Origin of the sequence: Massilia glaciei (assembly GCF_003011895.2) — a bacterium.
GTDB lineage: Bacteria > Pseudomonadota > Gammaproteobacteria > Burkholderiales > Burkholderiaceae_D > Telluria_A > Telluria_A glaciei.
In genome coordinates, this window is record NZ_PXWF02000057.1 from 1 (window position 1) to 15,265 (window position 15,265).

Consider the following 15,265-nt stretch of genomic DNA (forward strand, 5'->3'; position numbering starts at 1 on the left):
CCCGGCCCCGGCCCCGGCCCCGGCCGTGATGAGGCCGGCGCCACAGCCGGCCGCGGCCGGCGCGCCGCCGCGCGACACCGACGAAGTTGCCGTCAAGCATGGCGACACGCTCGGACGCATCGCCGCCCGCGTCAAGCCGGCCGAGATCTCGCTCGACCTGATGCTGGTGGCGCTGTACCGCGCCAATCCGGACGCCTTCATCGGCAATAACATGAACCGCCTCAAGGCCGGCCGCATCCTGACCGTGCCCGACGCCGGCGCCGTGCGCGCGATCGGCCAGGGCGAGGCCAAGGGCGTCGTGGTCGCCCACGCCGCCGATTTCAACGCCTACCGCAACAAGCTGGCGAGCCAGGTCGCGGCAGCCGCGCCGGCCACCACGCCCGCCGCGGCGCAGAGCGGCACCGGCAAGATCATCGCCAAGGTCGAGCAGACGCCGACCGCGGCCAGCGCCTCGAAGGACCAGCTCAAGCTGAGCAAGGCCAACGCGGCCGCCGCCGCCGCCGCCGCCGAGGACAAGATCGCCAAGCAGCGCGCTCTCGACGACGCCGCCGCCCGCGTCAAGGAACTCGAACGCAACGTCAAGGATCTCGAAAAACTGGTCGCCGCCAAGGCCGCCGAGAAAGCCGCCGCCGACGCCGCGGCGCGCAAGGCCAAGGCCGCCCCCGTGGTGGTGGCGCCGAACGCCGCGGTGCTGGTGCCGGCCGGCCAGGCCGTGGTGGTGGCCCCGGCCGCGACCGTCAAGCCGATCGATGCGCCGGTCACGGTGGCGGTCGCGCCGCCGATCGCCGCCCCGGTGGCCCCGCCGGTCGCGACCCCGGTGCCGCCGCCGCCCGTGGCCGTCGCGCCCGCCAAGAAATCCGTCAAGATCGTGACCACGCCGGCGCCGGCGCCCGAGCCGGGCATCGTCGACCTGGTCATCGAGAACATGTACCTGATCCTGGGCGCGTTGCTGGCCCTGGGCGCGGCCGTGTTCCTGCTGCTCAAGCGGCGCGCCAAGGAGGAGGAGAAGCCGCCGAGCGAGCGCACCATCCTCGGCGCGCCGACCGACCAGGCCCATTCGCTGTTCGCCGAAACCGGCGGCCAGAGCATCGACACGGCCAACAGCGTGTTCAACTCGAGCTTCGCGCCGTCGGCCAGCCAGCTCGACACCAACGAGGTCGATCCGGTCGCCGAGGCCGACGTCTACATCGCCTACGGCCGCGACGCCCAGGCCGAGGAGATCCTGCGCGAGGCGCTGCGCACCCACCCCGAGCGCTATCCGGTGCGCCTGAAACTGCTCGAAATCTACGCCGCCCGCAAGGACCAGCGCGCGTTCGAGTCGCAGGCCAGCGAAGTCTACAGCATGAGCAAGGGCCTGGGCGAGGACTGGGCGCAGGCTGCCGCGCTGGGCATGTCGATCGATCCGATGAACCCGCTGTACGCCAGCGCCGTCGCGGCCCCGGCCGACGCCGCCGCCCAGCGCGAGCGCGAATTGAACGCCGCGGCCGCCGGCGCCGGCGCCGCCGCCGCGGCCGCCGACATGGACCTCGACCTCGACCTCTCGCCCAACACCGTGACCCCGGCCGAACGCGAGGCGATGCACGCCGACGTGGCGGGCCCGGAGAGCACCCTCGACTTCGACGTCGGCGGCATGAGCTTCGAGCCGGAACCGGCGCCCGCCGCCGCGCCCGACCTGCTGTTCGCGGCCACCCCGGTGGTGCTCGAAAAAACGCCCGAACCCAAGCCCGACACCAACGAGATGGCGTTCGACATGGACTTCGGCCTGCCCGACACCCCGACCGTGGCGAGCAAGTCGGCCGAGACCGCCGAGTTCGACATGGGCGACCTGTCGAAGGCGTTCGACCTGCCGGGCGCGAGCCCGGCCCCGGCGCCCGTGATGGACATGCACTCGATGGACTTCGACATCCCGACCTCGTCGCCCGCGCCGGCCCCGGCCGTGCCGCAGTTCGACATGTCGGGCCTCGACCTCGACCTGCCGGGCTCGGCCGGCGGCAACGGCCTCGATTTCGACGCCGCGGGCGGCGACGCGACCGAGATGGAAACCAAGCTCGACTTGGCGATCGCCTACCAGGAGATCGGCGACAAGGAGGGGGCGTGCGAACTGCTCGACGAGGTCATCAAAGGGGGCAACCCCGAGCAGGCCGGCAAAGCGACAGCGATGCGCGCCAAACTGGCGTGATGGGGGCGGGGCGGCGCGGGCGGGGCGCCAATTGAAGCGCGTCGCCTTCGGCGTCCAATACGACGGCAGCGCCTGGAGCGGCTACCAGAAACAGCTGGACCGCAACACGGTGCAGGACCGGCTCGAGATCGCGCTCGAGAAATTCGCGCGCGTCGAGCTCGGCACCACCTGCGCCGGACGCACCGACACCGGGGTCCACGCGCTCGAACAGGTGGTCCATTTCGACACCGAACTGACGCGCGACATGAACTCGTGGGTGCGTGGCGTCAACACCTTCCTTCCCGATTCGATCGCCGTGCGCTGGGCCACCGAGGTGCCAGGGGGCCATGAGCGCGAGTTCCACGCGCGCTTCTCGGCGCGCGCGCGCACCTACCACTATGTGCTCTACAACCATCCGGTGCGCGCGCCGCTGCTCGCCGGGCGCGCCGGCTGGGTGTTCCGCCCGCTCGACGTCGAGCGCATGCGCGAGGCGGCCCGGTGCCTGCCCGGCAGCCACGATTTTTCGGCGTTCCGCTCGTCCCAGTGCCAGGCCAAGTCGCCGGTGCGCGAGATCTACGACGTCGGCATCGAGCGGCGCGGCCAGAACGGCCACCTGATCGTGTTCACGGTGCGCGCCAACGCCTTCCTGCACCACATGATCCGCAACCTGATCGGCTCGCTCATCTACGTCGGCAGCGGGCGCCACCCGGCGCCCTGGCTGCGCGAGGTGCTCGAGGGGCGCGAGCGCCACCACGCCGCGCCCACCTTCATGCCGGACGGGCTGTACCTGGCCAAAATCGAGTACGATCCGAAATGGGGGCTGCCGCAGGAGGCGTCGCCCCCTCTGCCCTGGTTTTAAACCCTGGTTTAAATCCTGGTTTAAATCCTGGTTTAAATCCTGGTTCTAAATCCCGGTTTTAAATCCCGGTTCCAATACGACCCCAAACCACCCCGCGAGAGCCCGCATGCACCGCACCCGCATCAAGATCTGCGGCCTGACCCGTCCCGAGGACGTGGCGGCCGCCGTCGCCGCCGGCGCCGACGCGCTCGGCTTCGTGTTCTACCCGCCCAGCCCGCGCCACGTCGAGCCGTCCCGCGCCGGCGCCCTGATGGCGGCGCTGCCGCCGTTCGTCGGCACGGTCGGCCTGTTCGTCAACGCCGGCGTCGACGAGGTCTGCGCCGCGGTGCGCCAGGCGCCGGTGGCGCTGCTGCAGTTCCACGGCGACGAGACGGCGCGGCTGTGCGCCGAGACCGCGCGCGCGGCCAACCGGCCCTTCATGCGCGTGTTCCGGGTGCGGCCCGACACGCGCGCGCGCGAACTGCTAGAATACGAGCATCAATACCGCGCCGCCAGTCCATTGTTCTCGGGCCTTTTGCTCGACACCTACGTGGACGCCTACGGCGGGGCAGGAAAGGTTTTCGATTGGTCCCTCATCCCAAAAGAACTCGCGCCTCGGGTCGTTTTAAGTGGTGGCTTGAGCGTACAAAACGCCACTGAGGCGGTGGTGCTCGTACGCCCCTACGCGGTCGACATCAGCAGTGGTGTCGAGCTTGCCAAGGGGATCAAGGACGCGCAGCGCATGACGGCCTTCGTCGGCGCGGTGCGGCTCGCAGACGCCACACCCGAGAAAGAACACACCCATGAAAGACGCACCTGAACGCGGCCCCGCCGCCGCATTGTTCCACACCACCGACTACCAGCTGCCCGACGCGCGCGGCCACTTCGGCCCCTACGGCGGCGCCTTCGTCGCCGAAACGCTGAGCCACGCGCTGGCCGAGCTGAGCGAGGCCTACGCGCGCTACAGCAACGACCCCGAATTCCTCGACGAATTCCGCTACGAACTGAAGCACTTCGTCGGGCGCCCCTCGCCGATCTACCACGCCAAACGCTGGTCCGAACTGATGGACGGCGCCCAGATCTTCTTCAAGCGCGAGGATCTCAACCACACGGGCGCGCACAAGATCAACAACGTGATCGGGCAGGCGCTGCTGGCCAGGCGCATGGGCAAGCCGCGCATCATCGCCGAGACCGGCGCCGGCCAGCACGGCGTGGCCACCGCCACCATCTGCGCCCGCTTCGGGCTCGAATGCGTGATCTACATGGGCAGCGAGGACGTCAAGCGCCAGGCCCAGAACGTGTACCGCATGAAGCTGCTGGGCGCGACCGTGGTGCCGGTCGAATCTGGCTCCAAGACGCTCAAGGACGCGCTCAACGAGGCCATGCGCGACTGGGTCACCAACATCGAAAACACCTTCTACATCATCGGCACCGTGGCCGGGCCGCACCCGTACCCGATGATGGTGCGCGACTTCCAGTCGGTCATCGGCGAGGAGTGCCTGGTCCAGATGCCCGAACTGGCCGGGCGCCAGCCCGACTACGTGGTCGCCTGCATCGGCGGCGGCTCGAACGCGATGGGCATCTTCTACCCCTACATCGACGACAAGGGCGTCAAGCTGGTCGGGGTCGAGGCGGCCGGCGAGGGCCTCGGCTCGGGCAGGCACGCGGCCTCGCTGACGGCCGGCATCCCGGGCGTCTTGCACGGCAACCGCACCTACCTGCTGCAGGACGATAACGGCCAGATCATCGAGACCCATTCGGTCTCGGCCGGCCTGGACTATCCGGGCGTCGGGCCCGAGCACGCCTGGCTCAAGGATTCGGCGCGCGCCCAGTACGTCTCGGTGACCGACGACGAGGCGCTCAAGGCGTTCCACGACTGCTGCCACATCGAGGGCATCATCCCGGCGCTCGAGTCGGCCCACGCGATCGCCTACGCGGCCAAATTCGCCGCCACGCTGCCCAAGGACCAGCTGATCCTGGTCAACCTGTCGGGGCGCGGCGACAAGGACATGCACACCGTGGCCGAAAGGATGGGGCTCGACTTCAGCTGAGAGGCTGAGCGGCCCACCGCAAGCCCATCCCACGACCACCATTAGCGACCATAAGAGAGCACCGCCATGTCCAGAATCAGCAGCAGCTTCGCCGCCCTCGCGGCCCAACACAAGACCGGCCTGGTCACCTTCATCACGGCCGGCGACCCCTCGCCCGATTTGACGGTGCCGCTCATGCACGCGCTGGTCGCCGGCGGCGCCGACGTGCTCGAGCTCGGGGTGCCGTTCTCGGACCCGATGGCCGAAGGCCCGGTGATCCAGCGCGCGTGCGAGCGCGCGCTCAAGTTCAACGTCGGCCTCGGCGACGTGTTCGGCTACGTGCGCGAGTTCCGCAAGACCGACCAGGACACGCCGGTGGTCCTGATGGGGTACGCCAACCCGGTCGAGCGCATCGGCCCGGACGCCTTCATCGCGCGCGCGGTCGAGGCGGGGGTGGACGGCGCCATCATCGTCGACTATCCGCCCGAGGAGTGCGAGCAGTTCGCCGGTGCGATGCGCGCGGCCGGGCTCGACCTGATCTTCCTGCTCGCGCCGACCTCGACACCGGAGCGCATCGCCCAGGTGGCGCGCTTCGGCAGCGGCTTTAGCTACTACGTCTCGCTCAAGGGCGTCACCGGCGCGGGCAACATCGACACGGCCGACGTGGCGCGGCGCTTGACGGCGATCCGCGAGCACGTCAAGCTGCCGGTCGGGGTCGGCTTCGGGATCCGCGACGCGGCGACCGCGCGCGCGGTGGCGCAGGTGGCCGACGCGGTCGTGATCGGCAGCCGCATCATCGAGGAGATCGAGAACACGCCGCCGGAGCTGGTGGTGGCGGCCGTGCAAAGCTTCGTGGCCGGCATCCGCGACGCCCTCGACGGCAAGTAAACAAGTTCCAAGAAAATGGGGTCAGAGTCGAATTGTTTGAAACAATTTCAAACAATTCGACTCTGACCCCATTTTTTTCGCAATGAATCCACCCAGACGGGGGCGGATCGGTTAAATTCCATCGGTATTGCAAATCCATTAATAAGCTCAAGAAGGCACCGCCCAAAAAATGAAAAAACAAATAACACGCGTTTCGGTCCTGCAGACCGCGAAGGTCTGCGCGGCGCTTTACTTCGCCATGTCGCTCCCGTTCGTGGCCATCATGGCGATCCCGCTCATGATGGGCCTCGGCGACGCCATGAAGATGTCGACCTATATGTTGATCGCGATGCCGGTGCTGTATGCCATCTTCGGCTTCGTGTTCACCATGATCGGCGCGTGGATCTACAACCTCGTCGCCGGCGCCATCGGCGGCATTGAGTTCACCACCGAGGAGGTGGCCTAGGGCGGGCGCGAGCCGGGCCGTCAAATCGGGTCCGAAAAATGTACAAATGGGCTCGGAACAAATGGGGTCAGAGTCGAATTGTTTGAAATATTTTAAACAATTCGACTCTGACCCCATTTTTCGGAACGGCGGCGTTTCGCGATTGGAGGCAATGTTCGACAAGCAGGGCCTAACGAGCTAAACTACCGCCACCGAATCCGCCGCAGAAGGAAAATATATGAGTTGGTTAGAAAAACTGCTGCCCCCAAGAATCCAGCGCTCCGATGCCGCCTCGCGCAAGACCATGCCCGAGGGCCTGTGGGTCAAGTGCCCGTCGTGTGAGGCGGTCCTGTACCGCACCGACCTCGAGTCCAACCTGCATGTCTGCCCCAAGTGCGACCACCACATGCGCATCCGCGCCCGCGCCCGCCTCGACGGCCTGCTCGACGCCGGCGGACGCTACGAGATCGGCCAGGAGACACTGCCGGTCGACACGCTCAAGTTCAAGGACAGCAAAAAATACCCCGACCGCCTCAAGGCCGCGATGGAGGCGACCGGCGAGACCGACGCCCTGATCGTGCTCGGCGGCTCCATCATGAGCCTGCCCGTGGTCGTGGCCTGCTTCGAATTCGAATTCATGGGCGGCTCGATGGGCTCGGTCGTGGGCGAGCGCTTCGTGCGCGGCGCCCAGGTCGCGCTCGAGCAAAAGGTGCCGTTCATCTGCATCACCGCCACCGGCGGCGCCCGCATGCAGGAGGGCCTGCTCTCGCTCATGCAAATGGCCAAGACCACCGCCATGCTGACCAAGCTGTCCGAGAAAAAGTTGCCATTCATCAGCGTGCTGACCGACCCGACCATGGGCGGCGTTTCGGCCTCGTTCGCCTTCATGGGCGACGTCGTGATCGCCGAGCCGAAGGCGCTGATCGGCTTCGCCGGCCCGCGCGTGATCGAAAACACCGTGCGCGAGAAGCTGCCCGAGGGTTTCCAGCGCGCCGAATTCCTCGTCACCAAGGGCGCCGTCGACATGATCGTCGACCGCCGCAAAATGCGCGAGGAGATCGCGCGCCTGCTCGCGTTGCTGCAGGACCAGGCCGTCGAAGTACTCGCCTGATTGGCTCAGGGTCGTTCGGCCATGCCCTTTCAGCACGCCGGAAAGCGCCCGTTGGTCGTTGCAGATGCTCGCCATGGCCCTAGCAGCCTGTCGGACTAAAAGGAAATCGGCTGCAAATCCGCCTGAGCGTTCCATATTTCGCCGATTTTTTGGTCAATAGAATAACTATTGACCTTCAAAATCGTCGAAATCTGTCCTCGCTCAGCCGAATTTTCGCTTCGATTCTTTAAGTCCGACAGGCTGCTAGCCATGGCTGTGCCTTGCGCCTCGATCAGCCACCTTCTGGCGCGCGGCTCTGGCGCGTCCGGAAAACTCCCAGCCTCTGACCGGCAAACGCCGCGCCACCGGCGCCATCCTCGTCCGCGCGGGGAAGGCGCCGGCGCCGTTTCTGGCCTTCGATTAAAATGGGCGCCCGCGCCACCACCCGATCCGCCATGCACAAACTCCCCGACACCCTGCCCGACTGGCTCGCGCTGCTCGAGTCGCGCCACGCCGAAATCCACATCAACATGGGGCTCGAGCGCGTGCGCACGGTCAAGGACCGCCTCGGCCTGGCCTTCGCCTGTCCGGTCATCATGGTGGCCGGCACCAACGGCAAGGGCTCGACCTGCTCGATGCTCGAGTCGATCCTGCTGCGCGCCGGCTACAAGGTGGGCCTGTACATCAAGCCCCATTTCCTCGACTTCAACGAGCGCGCCCACGTCAACGGCCAACTGGCCACCGACGCGCAACTGGTGGCGAGCTTCCACGCGGTCGAGGCGGCGCGCGCCGACACCGACCTGACGTACTTCGAGTTCACCACGCTGGCCATCATGGACCTGCTGGCCGGCGCCGGCATGGACGTCGTGATCCTCGAGGTCGGCCTCGGCGGGCGCCTAGACGCGGTCAACGTGGTCGACGCCGATGTCGCCATCGTCACCAGCGTCGACATCGACCACACCGACTTCCTCGGCACCACGCGCGAGCAGATCGGCTTCGAAAAGGCCGGCATCTTCCGTCCCGGTAAGGCCGCGATCTGCAGCGACCCGGTGCCGCCAAGCTCGCTGGTGGCGCACGCCGAGGCAATCGGGGCCGACCTGTGGCTGCTCGGGCGCGACTTCAACTACGCCGGCGACAAGCAGCAATGGAACTACGGCGGGCGCGCGGTGCGCCGCAATTCGCTGGCCTATCCGAGCCTGCGCGGCGCCAACCAGCTGCTCAACGCGGCCGCCGCGCTGGCCGCGCTCGAGGTGCTGCGCCTGGCGCTGCCGGTCGGGGCGCAGGAGGTGCGCACCGGCCTGGTGCTGGTCGAGCTGCCCGGGCGCTTCCAGGTGCTGCCGGGGCGCCCGACGGTTATCCTCGACGTCGCCCACAACCCGCACGCGGCCGCCGCGCTCGGCCAGAACCTGGGCAACATGGGCTTCCACCCGTACACCTACGGCGTGTTCGGCGTGATGGCCGACAAGGACATCGACGGCGTGCTCGCGCCGCTGGCCGGCCAGGTCGACCACTGGTGCCTGGCCGAGCTGCCGTCGGCGCGCTCGGCGCGGGCCGCCGACGTCGCCGCGCGCGTGGCGGCGCTGACGCCGGCGGGCGCCGCGGACGGCGAGCGCACCGTGCGCACCTTCGCCGATCCGGCCGCCGCTTTCGCGAATGCGATGAGCCGGGCCGGGGAGAATGATAGAATTGTGGTCTTTGGCTCCTTTTACACCGTCGCCGGTGTGATGGCAGCCCGAAAAAACTCACCTCACTGAAGACTACTACGCATGGGCTTGTTCTCGTTCCTCAGTAAAAACAAGCAGGACAGCGCCGCCGACAGCGGCTATGCATCCGACGCCGAGGAAGACGCGATCGCCGCCAAGGCCCGCTCCAAGCGCGCCTCGAGCGCCGAGCAGGCGCCGTCCAAGCGCGGCGCCAAGGGCGCGCAGGGCCCCGGTTCGGACGACCCGGTGCTGCCCGAGAAAAAACGGGCGCGTCGGCGTTTGGTCGGCACCATCGCGCTCGCGTTGGCGGTCGCGGTCGGCCTGCCGATGCTGCTCGACGCCGAACCGAAGCCGCTGCAAAGCGACATCGCGATCCAGATCCCGTCCAAGGACAAGGTGCCGCCGCTGCCGCTGCCGCCGCCGGTGGCGCCGTCCGAGGCGCTCGACGCGAGCGAGGAGATCGTCGACCCGGCCGCCACCGCGGCGCAGCCGAAGCCGGTGGCCCGGCTGCCCGAGCCCGACCTGGGCAAACTCAAGCTGGTCGAACCCAGGGTTGCCGAACGCAAGGCCGAGCCCAAGCCGGCCGCCGCCAAGCCGGCCGAGCCCAAGCCGGTCCCCAAGCCCACCGCGCCGCCCGAGCCCAAGCCGAAGCCGGCCGCCAGGGCGCCCACCGAGGCCGAGCGCGCGCGCGCCATTCTCGAGGGCCAGAGCGTCCCCAAGGCGGCGCCCGCCCAAAGGTACGTGGTGCAGGTGGCCGCGCTGGGGTCGCAGGACGCGGTCAACGAATTGCAGGGCAAACTGCGCGCGGCGGGCATCTCCTCGTTCACGCAAAAAATCAGGTCCGGCAAGCTGATCCAGGTGCGGGTGGGCCCGTTCAGCAAGGAGGACGCCGAGAAGATGCGCGCCAGACTGGGCAAGATCGGCCTCTCGGGCAGCATGGTCCCGGCATGACCCATTTGAAATCGCGGCAACGGGTTCGCCGGCGCGCCGGGGCGGTGGGCGCGGCGTGACGCTTTTCGATTATTTGGTACTGTTCGTCCTGGCCGCGTCGGTGATCATCAGCACCCTTCGCGGGCTCGTGAAGGAAATCCTGTCGCTGGTGAGCTGGGTGGTCGCCTTCGTGCTGGCCAACGCCTACAGCACCGCGCTGGCGCCCTTGCTGCCCGAGCTGGTCCCGGGCGAGGCGGTGCGGCTGATGGTCGCGTTCGTGGCCTTGTTCATCGGCGTGCGCATCCTCATGGGCTTGCTCATGATGGCGGTCGACGCGCTGGTCAAGGCGACCGGCCTGAGCCTGGCCGACCGCGGCCTGGGCGGCCTGTTCGGCCTGGCGCGGGGCGTCGTGATCGTGCTCACTGGCGTCATCTTGTGTGGCATGACGCAGATTCCCGAACAGCCGTTCTGGAAGAACGCGCTGCTCGCGCCGATGGCCGAGGAGGGCGTGCGCACCGTCAAGCCGTTCCTGCCGGAAGCGCTCGTCAAGCACGTGAAATATTGAAGTTTTTTTAAAATCGGTAGTAGCAGTCCTTTAGGAGCACAGCATGTGTGGCATCGTCGGCGTCGTCTCGCATAATCCCGTCAACCAGTTGCTGTATGACGCCTTGCTGTTGTTGCAGCATCGCGGCCAGGACGCGGCGGGCATCGCAACCAATCACAGCAGTATGTTTTCCATGCACAAGGCCAACGGCCTCGTGCGTGACGTTTTCCGCACGCGCAACATGCGTTCGCTGCAGGGCAATTCGGGCATCGGCCATGTGCGCTACCCGACCGCCGGCTCCTCGAGCGAGGAGGAGGCGCAGCCGTTCTACGTCAACGCGCCGTTCGGCATCACGCTGGCCCACAACGGCAACCTGACCAACTGGGAACAGCTCAAGATCGAGATGTTCAAGAACGACCGCCGGCACATCAACACCGACTCCGACTCCGAGGTCCTGCTCAACGTGCTCGCGCACGAGATCGACGAGGCCACCACCGGCCTCTCGCTCGACCCGGACGCCGTGTTCAAGGCGGTCGCCATGCTGCACCGCCGGGTGCGCGGCGCCTACGCGGCGGTGGCGCAAATCTCGGGCCTGGGCCTGCTCGCGTTCCGCGACCCGTTCGGGATCCGTCCGCTGTGCATCGGCACCAACGTCACCGACAAGGGCACCGAATACCTGATCGCCTCCGAATCGGTGGCGCTCGAGGGCATGGGCTTCACCTTCCTGCGCGACATCGCGCCGGGCGAGGCCGTGTTCATCGACATCGACGGCAAGTTCTACGAGCGCCAGTGCGCCGACAACCCGTCGCTGAACCCGTGCGCGTTCGAGTACGTGTACCTGGCGCGGCCCGACTCGATCCTCGACGGCGCCTCGGTCTACGCGACCCGCCTCAAGATGGGCGAGTACCTGGCCGACAAGATCCGCGCCGAGCTGCGCCACGGCGAGATCGACGTCGTCATGCCGATCCCCGACTCCTCGCGCCCGGCCGCTATCCAGCTCGCGCTCAAGCTCGGCATCGAGTACCGCGAGGGCTTCATCAAGAACCGCTACATCGGGCGCACCTTCCTGATGCCGGGGCAGGCGATCCGGCGCAAGTCGGTGCGCCAGAAGCTCAACGCGATCGGCTCCGAATTCAAGGGCAAGAACGTGCTGCTGGTCGACGACTCGATCGTGCGCGGCACCACCAGCCTCGAGATCGTGCAGATGGCGCGCGAGGCCGGCGCCAAGAGCGTCACCTTCGCCTCGGCCGCGCCGCCGGTGCTGTTCCCCAACGTGTACGGGATCGACATGCCGACCCGCGACGAGCTGATCGCCTACGGGCGCACCAACGAGCAGATCTGCCGCGAAATCACGGCCGACGCGCTGGTGTACCAGGACATCGACGCCCTCAAGCGCTCGATCTCGGACGTCAATCCGGCGCTGCGCAACTTCGAGGCCTCGTGCTTCGACGGCGTCTACGTGACCGGCGACGTGACCCAGTCCTACCTCGACCGGCTCGAGTACGCGCGCCACCACCCGAAGGACGCGCCGGCCGAGGACGCGGCGCGCACGCAGCTCAACCTGAACCTGGCGACGGCCGAGTAATAGGCGAAGGAACAGGCAAGGAACAGGCAAGGAACAGGCGAAGCACAGGCAAAGAGCAGGCAAAGAACGGGCAAAGAATAGGCAAAGGCGCGCATCCTGCGCCCCGCGCGGGCGGGGTAGGATGCGCGGCACAAGACTGATGAACGACAAGAAAAAGTACGGCTTCACCACCACCATCCTGCACCAGGACCGCCAGAAACCGATCGAGCACGGCTCGCTGCACAAGCCGCTGCACACCTCGGTCGCGTTCGGCTACCGGGATGCGCGCCAGCTCGCCTCGGTATTCCAGGGTAGGGAGCCGGGCTTCCGCTACGGGCGCCAGGGCAACCCCACCATCTCGGCCCTGGAGGACAAAATCACGGCCATGGAGGACGGCGTGGCCACGTTGTGCTTCGCCACCGGGATGGGCGCGATCGGCGCCGTGTTCCAGGCGCTGCTGCGCGCGGGCGACCATGTGGTCTCGTCGTCCTTCTTGTTCGGCAACACCAACAGCCTGTGGCAGACCGTGGCCGGGCAGGGCGTGGGCGTCTCGTTCGTCGACGCCACCGACGCCGGCGCGGTCGAACAGGCGCTCACGCCGGACACCCGCATCGTGTTCGTAGAGACCATCGCCAACCCGCGCACCCAGGTCGCCGACCTCGCGCGCATCGGCCGCTTGTGCCGCGAGCGCGGGATCCTGTACGTGGTCGACAACACCATGACCACGCCCTACCTGTTCAGGCCAAAAGCGGTCGGGGCGGGGCTGGTGGTCAACGCGCTGACCAAGTCGATCGGCGGCCACGGCATCGCGCTCGGCGGCAGCCTGACCGACACCGGGGAATACGACTGGCAGCGGTATCCGCACATCGCGCCCAACTACAAAAAGGCGGCGCCGGCGATGTGGGGCATGGCCCAGCTGCGCGCCAAGGGCCTGCGCGACTTCGGCGCCTCGCTCGGGCCGGAGGCGGCGCACCACATCGCGGTCGGCGCCGAGACGCTGGCGCTGCGGCTCGAACGCGCCAGCGCCAACGCGCTGGCGCTGGCCGAAATGCTCGAGGCCGACCCGCGCGTGGCCAGGGTCCATTACCCGGGCCTGGCGTCGCACCCGCAGCACGCGCTGGCGGGCCAGTTGTTCCGCGCCTACGGCTCGCTGCTCAGCTTCGAGCTGGCCGACGGCATCGACTGCTTCGACTACCTCAACCGGCTGCGGCTCGCGATCGCGGCAAGCAACCTCGGCGACACGCGCACGCTCGTGATCCCGGTCGCGCACACCATCTTTTTCGAGATGGGGCCCGAACGGCGCGCCAGCATGGGCATCGCCGAGTCGCTGATCCGGGTCTCGGTCGGGATCGAGGACTGCGCCGACCTGCTCGCGGACTTTGGCGACGCCCTGTCCGATCCCGGCCCCGCGGCCGCCGCTTAAACCACAGAAAACAGAGAAAACCATGAAAAAAACTGTGATTTGCCTGAGCCTGCTGCTGGCCTGCCTGGGCGGCGCCGCCCACGCCGGCGAGCTGGCCGACGCCAACGCCCTGTTCGCCAAAAAATCGTACCCGCAGGCCGAGGCGCTCTACCTCAAGCTGGCCAAGGCCGGCAACGCGGAAGCCCAGTTGCACCTGGGCGAGATGTATTTTTACGGCGAGGCGGGCATGGTCGACGCGGCCAAGGCCAGGGAGTGGTTCGGCAAGTCCGCCGCCAAGGGCAACAAGACGGCGATCGCGGCGCTGGAGATGATGCGCCAGCGCGAACTGCGGCGGGCCGACCTCGACTATTGGATCAAGGGTTACGACGGCGCCGAGCTGCGCAGCGGCCAGTTCGCCTGCAAGACGCCGCGCATCCCCGAGATGTCGCGCCAGAACGACGAGATCGAGGCGGTGTCGGCGCGCGTGCTCAAATGGCAGGATTGCTATAACAATTTCGTCAGGAACCTCAACGAGGCCTCGCCGCTGACCAAGCGCATCCCGAAGGATGTGGTCGATTTGCTGAGCAAGGAGGAAATGGCGGCGGCGACCGCGCATCTGAACGCGGTGCGAGCGAACTTGGCCGAGGGCGCGCGCGTGTCGTCCAAGCTGCTGCTGGCCGACTACGAGGTCTGGCGCAAGGCCACCGACGCCTATGTCGGCGAGAGCAACCGGATCGTCAACGAGAACCGCAAGAACGAGATCAAGTAGAAGCGGTGGCGGGGCGGCAGCACGGCGTCATCGCCGCGAAGGAAGTTGATTAAAACGACCGCCGTCTTCCCAGCACCGCCGTCTTCCCAACACCGCCGTCATCCAAACACCACCGTCATCAAAGCACCACCGTCATCAAAGCACCACCGTCATCAAAGCACCACCGTCATCAAAGCACCACCGTCATCAAAGCACCACCGTCATCAAAGCACCACCGTCATCAAAGCACCACCGTCATCAAAGCACCACCGTCATCAAAGCACCACCGTCATCAAAGCACCACCGTCATCAAAGCACCACCGTCATCAAAGCACCACCGTCATCAAAGCACCACCGTCATCAAAGCACCACCGTCATCAAAGCACCACCGTCATCAAAGCACCACCGTCATCAAAGCACCACCGTCATCAAAGCACCACCGTCATCAAAGCACCACCGTCATCAAAGCACCACCGTCATCAAAGCACCACCGTCATCAAAGCACCACCGTCATCAAAGCACCACCGTCATCAAAGCACCACCGTCATCAAAGCACCACCGTCATCAAAGCACCACCGTCATCAAAGCACCACCGTCATCAAAGCACCACCGTCATCAAAGCACCACCGTCATCAAAGCACCACCGTCATCAAAGCACCACCGTCATCAAAGCACCACCGTCATCAAAGCACCACCGTCATCAAAGCACCACCGTCATCAAAGCACCACCGTCATCAAAGCACCACCGTCATCCAAACACCACCGTCATCCAAACACCACCGCCGTCATCCCCGCGAAAGCGGGGACCCATACTGAGCTTGCGCCGACGCGAACTGAGAGCCTTTCGGACCGGGGCTCAAATTTGCGGAAGCCCCATATTTGCATGCTCAGTATGGATTCCCGCCTTCGCGGGAACGACGAGGTGGAGCAGGCGTTGGCATTCGAC

15 protein-coding genes are annotated in these 15,265 nt (G+C 66.9%); 14 read left to right on the top strand and 1 reads right to left on the bottom strand.

The window, feature by feature from the left end; translation table 11 throughout:
- The 7 genes from C7C56_RS04275 to accD form a co-directional block, all read left to right on the top strand.
- Positions 1-2,179 (top strand): motility hub landmark protein FimV (locus tag C7C56_RS04275; protein ID WP_106756251.1); only part of this gene is annotated, 2,179 nt, incomplete at its 5' end.
- 31 nt (positions 2,180-2,210) lie between these two features.
- The gene (gene truA, locus C7C56_RS04280; RefSeq protein WP_106756252.1) at positions 2,211-3,017 is read left to right on the top strand and encodes a tRNA pseudouridine(38-40) synthase TruA; all 807 of its coding nucleotides are present in this window, start codon (positions 2,211-2,213) and stop codon (positions 3,015-3,017) included.
- 49 nt (positions 3,018-3,066) lie between these two features.
- Positions 3,067-3,816 (top strand): phosphoribosylanthranilate isomerase, encoded by a 750-nt coding sequence (locus tag C7C56_RS04285; RefSeq protein WP_267874665.1) that lies wholly within the window; start codon positions 3,067-3,069, stop codon positions 3,814-3,816.
- The gene (trpB, locus tag C7C56_RS04290) at positions 3,800-5,047 is read left to right on the top strand and encodes a tryptophan synthase subunit beta (protein ID WP_106756254.1); all 1,248 of its coding nucleotides are present in this window, start codon (positions 3,800-3,802) and stop codon (positions 5,045-5,047) included. Before C7C56_RS04285 ends, trpB begins: the two co-directional genes overlap by 17 nt.
- A gap of 66 nt (positions 5,048-5,113) precedes the next feature.
- Positions 5,114-5,914 (top strand): tryptophan synthase subunit alpha, encoded by an 801-nt coding sequence (gene trpA, locus C7C56_RS04295; protein WP_106756255.1) that lies wholly within the window; start codon positions 5,114-5,116, stop codon positions 5,912-5,914.
- A 169-nt stretch (positions 5,915-6,083) separates the two neighbouring features.
- Complete coding sequence (locus tag C7C56_RS04300) at positions 6,084-6,359, top strand: hypothetical protein (RefSeq protein ID WP_106756256.1); 276 nt, start codon at positions 6,084-6,086, stop codon at positions 6,357-6,359.
- A gap of 217 nt (positions 6,360-6,576) precedes the next feature.
- Positions 6,577-7,449: an acetyl-CoA carboxylase, carboxyltransferase subunit beta gene (gene accD / locus C7C56_RS04305; RefSeq protein ID WP_106756257.1), complete on the top strand. Its 873-nt coding sequence runs from the start codon at positions 6,577-6,579 to the stop codon at positions 7,447-7,449.
- A 95-nt stretch (positions 7,450-7,544) separates the two neighbouring features.
- On the opposite strand, the gene C7C56_RS28600 is transcribed toward accD, so the two are convergent.
- Complete coding sequence (locus tag C7C56_RS28600) at positions 7,545-7,700, bottom strand: hypothetical protein (RefSeq protein ID WP_181373017.1); 156 nt, start codon at positions 7,698-7,700, stop codon at positions 7,545-7,547.
- Between the two features lie 183 nt (positions 7,701-7,883).
- On the opposite strand from C7C56_RS28600, the gene folC reads away from it, so the two are divergent.
- From folC to C7C56_RS27920, 7 genes are all read left to right on the top strand, one after another.
- Complete coding sequence (folC, locus tag C7C56_RS04310) at positions 7,884-9,182, top strand: bifunctional tetrahydrofolate synthase/dihydrofolate synthase (protein ID WP_106756258.1); 1,299 nt, start codon at positions 7,884-7,886, stop codon at positions 9,180-9,182.
- A 12-nt stretch (positions 9,183-9,194) separates the two neighbouring features.
- On the top strand, positions 9,195-10,082 hold the full coding sequence (locus C7C56_RS04315) for an SPOR domain-containing protein (RefSeq protein WP_106756259.1): 888 nt from the start codon (positions 9,195-9,197) through the stop codon (positions 10,080-10,082).
- Positions 10,083-10,137: 55 nt separating this feature from the next.
- Positions 10,138-10,626 carry a CvpA family protein gene (locus C7C56_RS04320; protein ID WP_106756260.1) on the top strand — a complete coding sequence of 163 codons (489 nt, stop codon included), beginning with the start codon at positions 10,138-10,140 and terminating at the stop codon, positions 10,624-10,626.
- 43 nt (positions 10,627-10,669) lie between these two features.
- Positions 10,670-12,190 (top strand): amidophosphoribosyltransferase, encoded by a 1,521-nt coding sequence (gene purF / locus C7C56_RS04325; protein WP_106756261.1) that lies wholly within the window; start codon positions 10,670-10,672, stop codon positions 12,188-12,190.
- A 139-nt stretch (positions 12,191-12,329) separates the two neighbouring features.
- Positions 12,330-13,592: a cystathionine gamma-synthase family protein gene (locus tag C7C56_RS04330; RefSeq protein ID WP_106756262.1), complete on the top strand. Its 1,263-nt coding sequence runs from the start codon at positions 12,330-12,332 to the stop codon at positions 13,590-13,592.
- A 22-nt stretch (positions 13,593-13,614) separates the two neighbouring features.
- Positions 13,615-14,340 (top strand): tetratricopeptide repeat protein, encoded by a 726-nt coding sequence (locus tag C7C56_RS04335; RefSeq protein ID WP_106756263.1) that lies wholly within the window; start codon positions 13,615-13,617, stop codon positions 14,338-14,340.
- A 45-nt stretch (positions 14,341-14,385) separates the two neighbouring features.
- On the top strand, positions 14,386-15,135 hold the full coding sequence (locus tag C7C56_RS27920; protein WP_146204279.1) for a superantigen-like protein SSL4: 750 nt from the start codon (positions 14,386-14,388) through the stop codon (positions 15,133-15,135).
- Positions 15,136-15,265 lie beyond the last annotated feature (130 nt).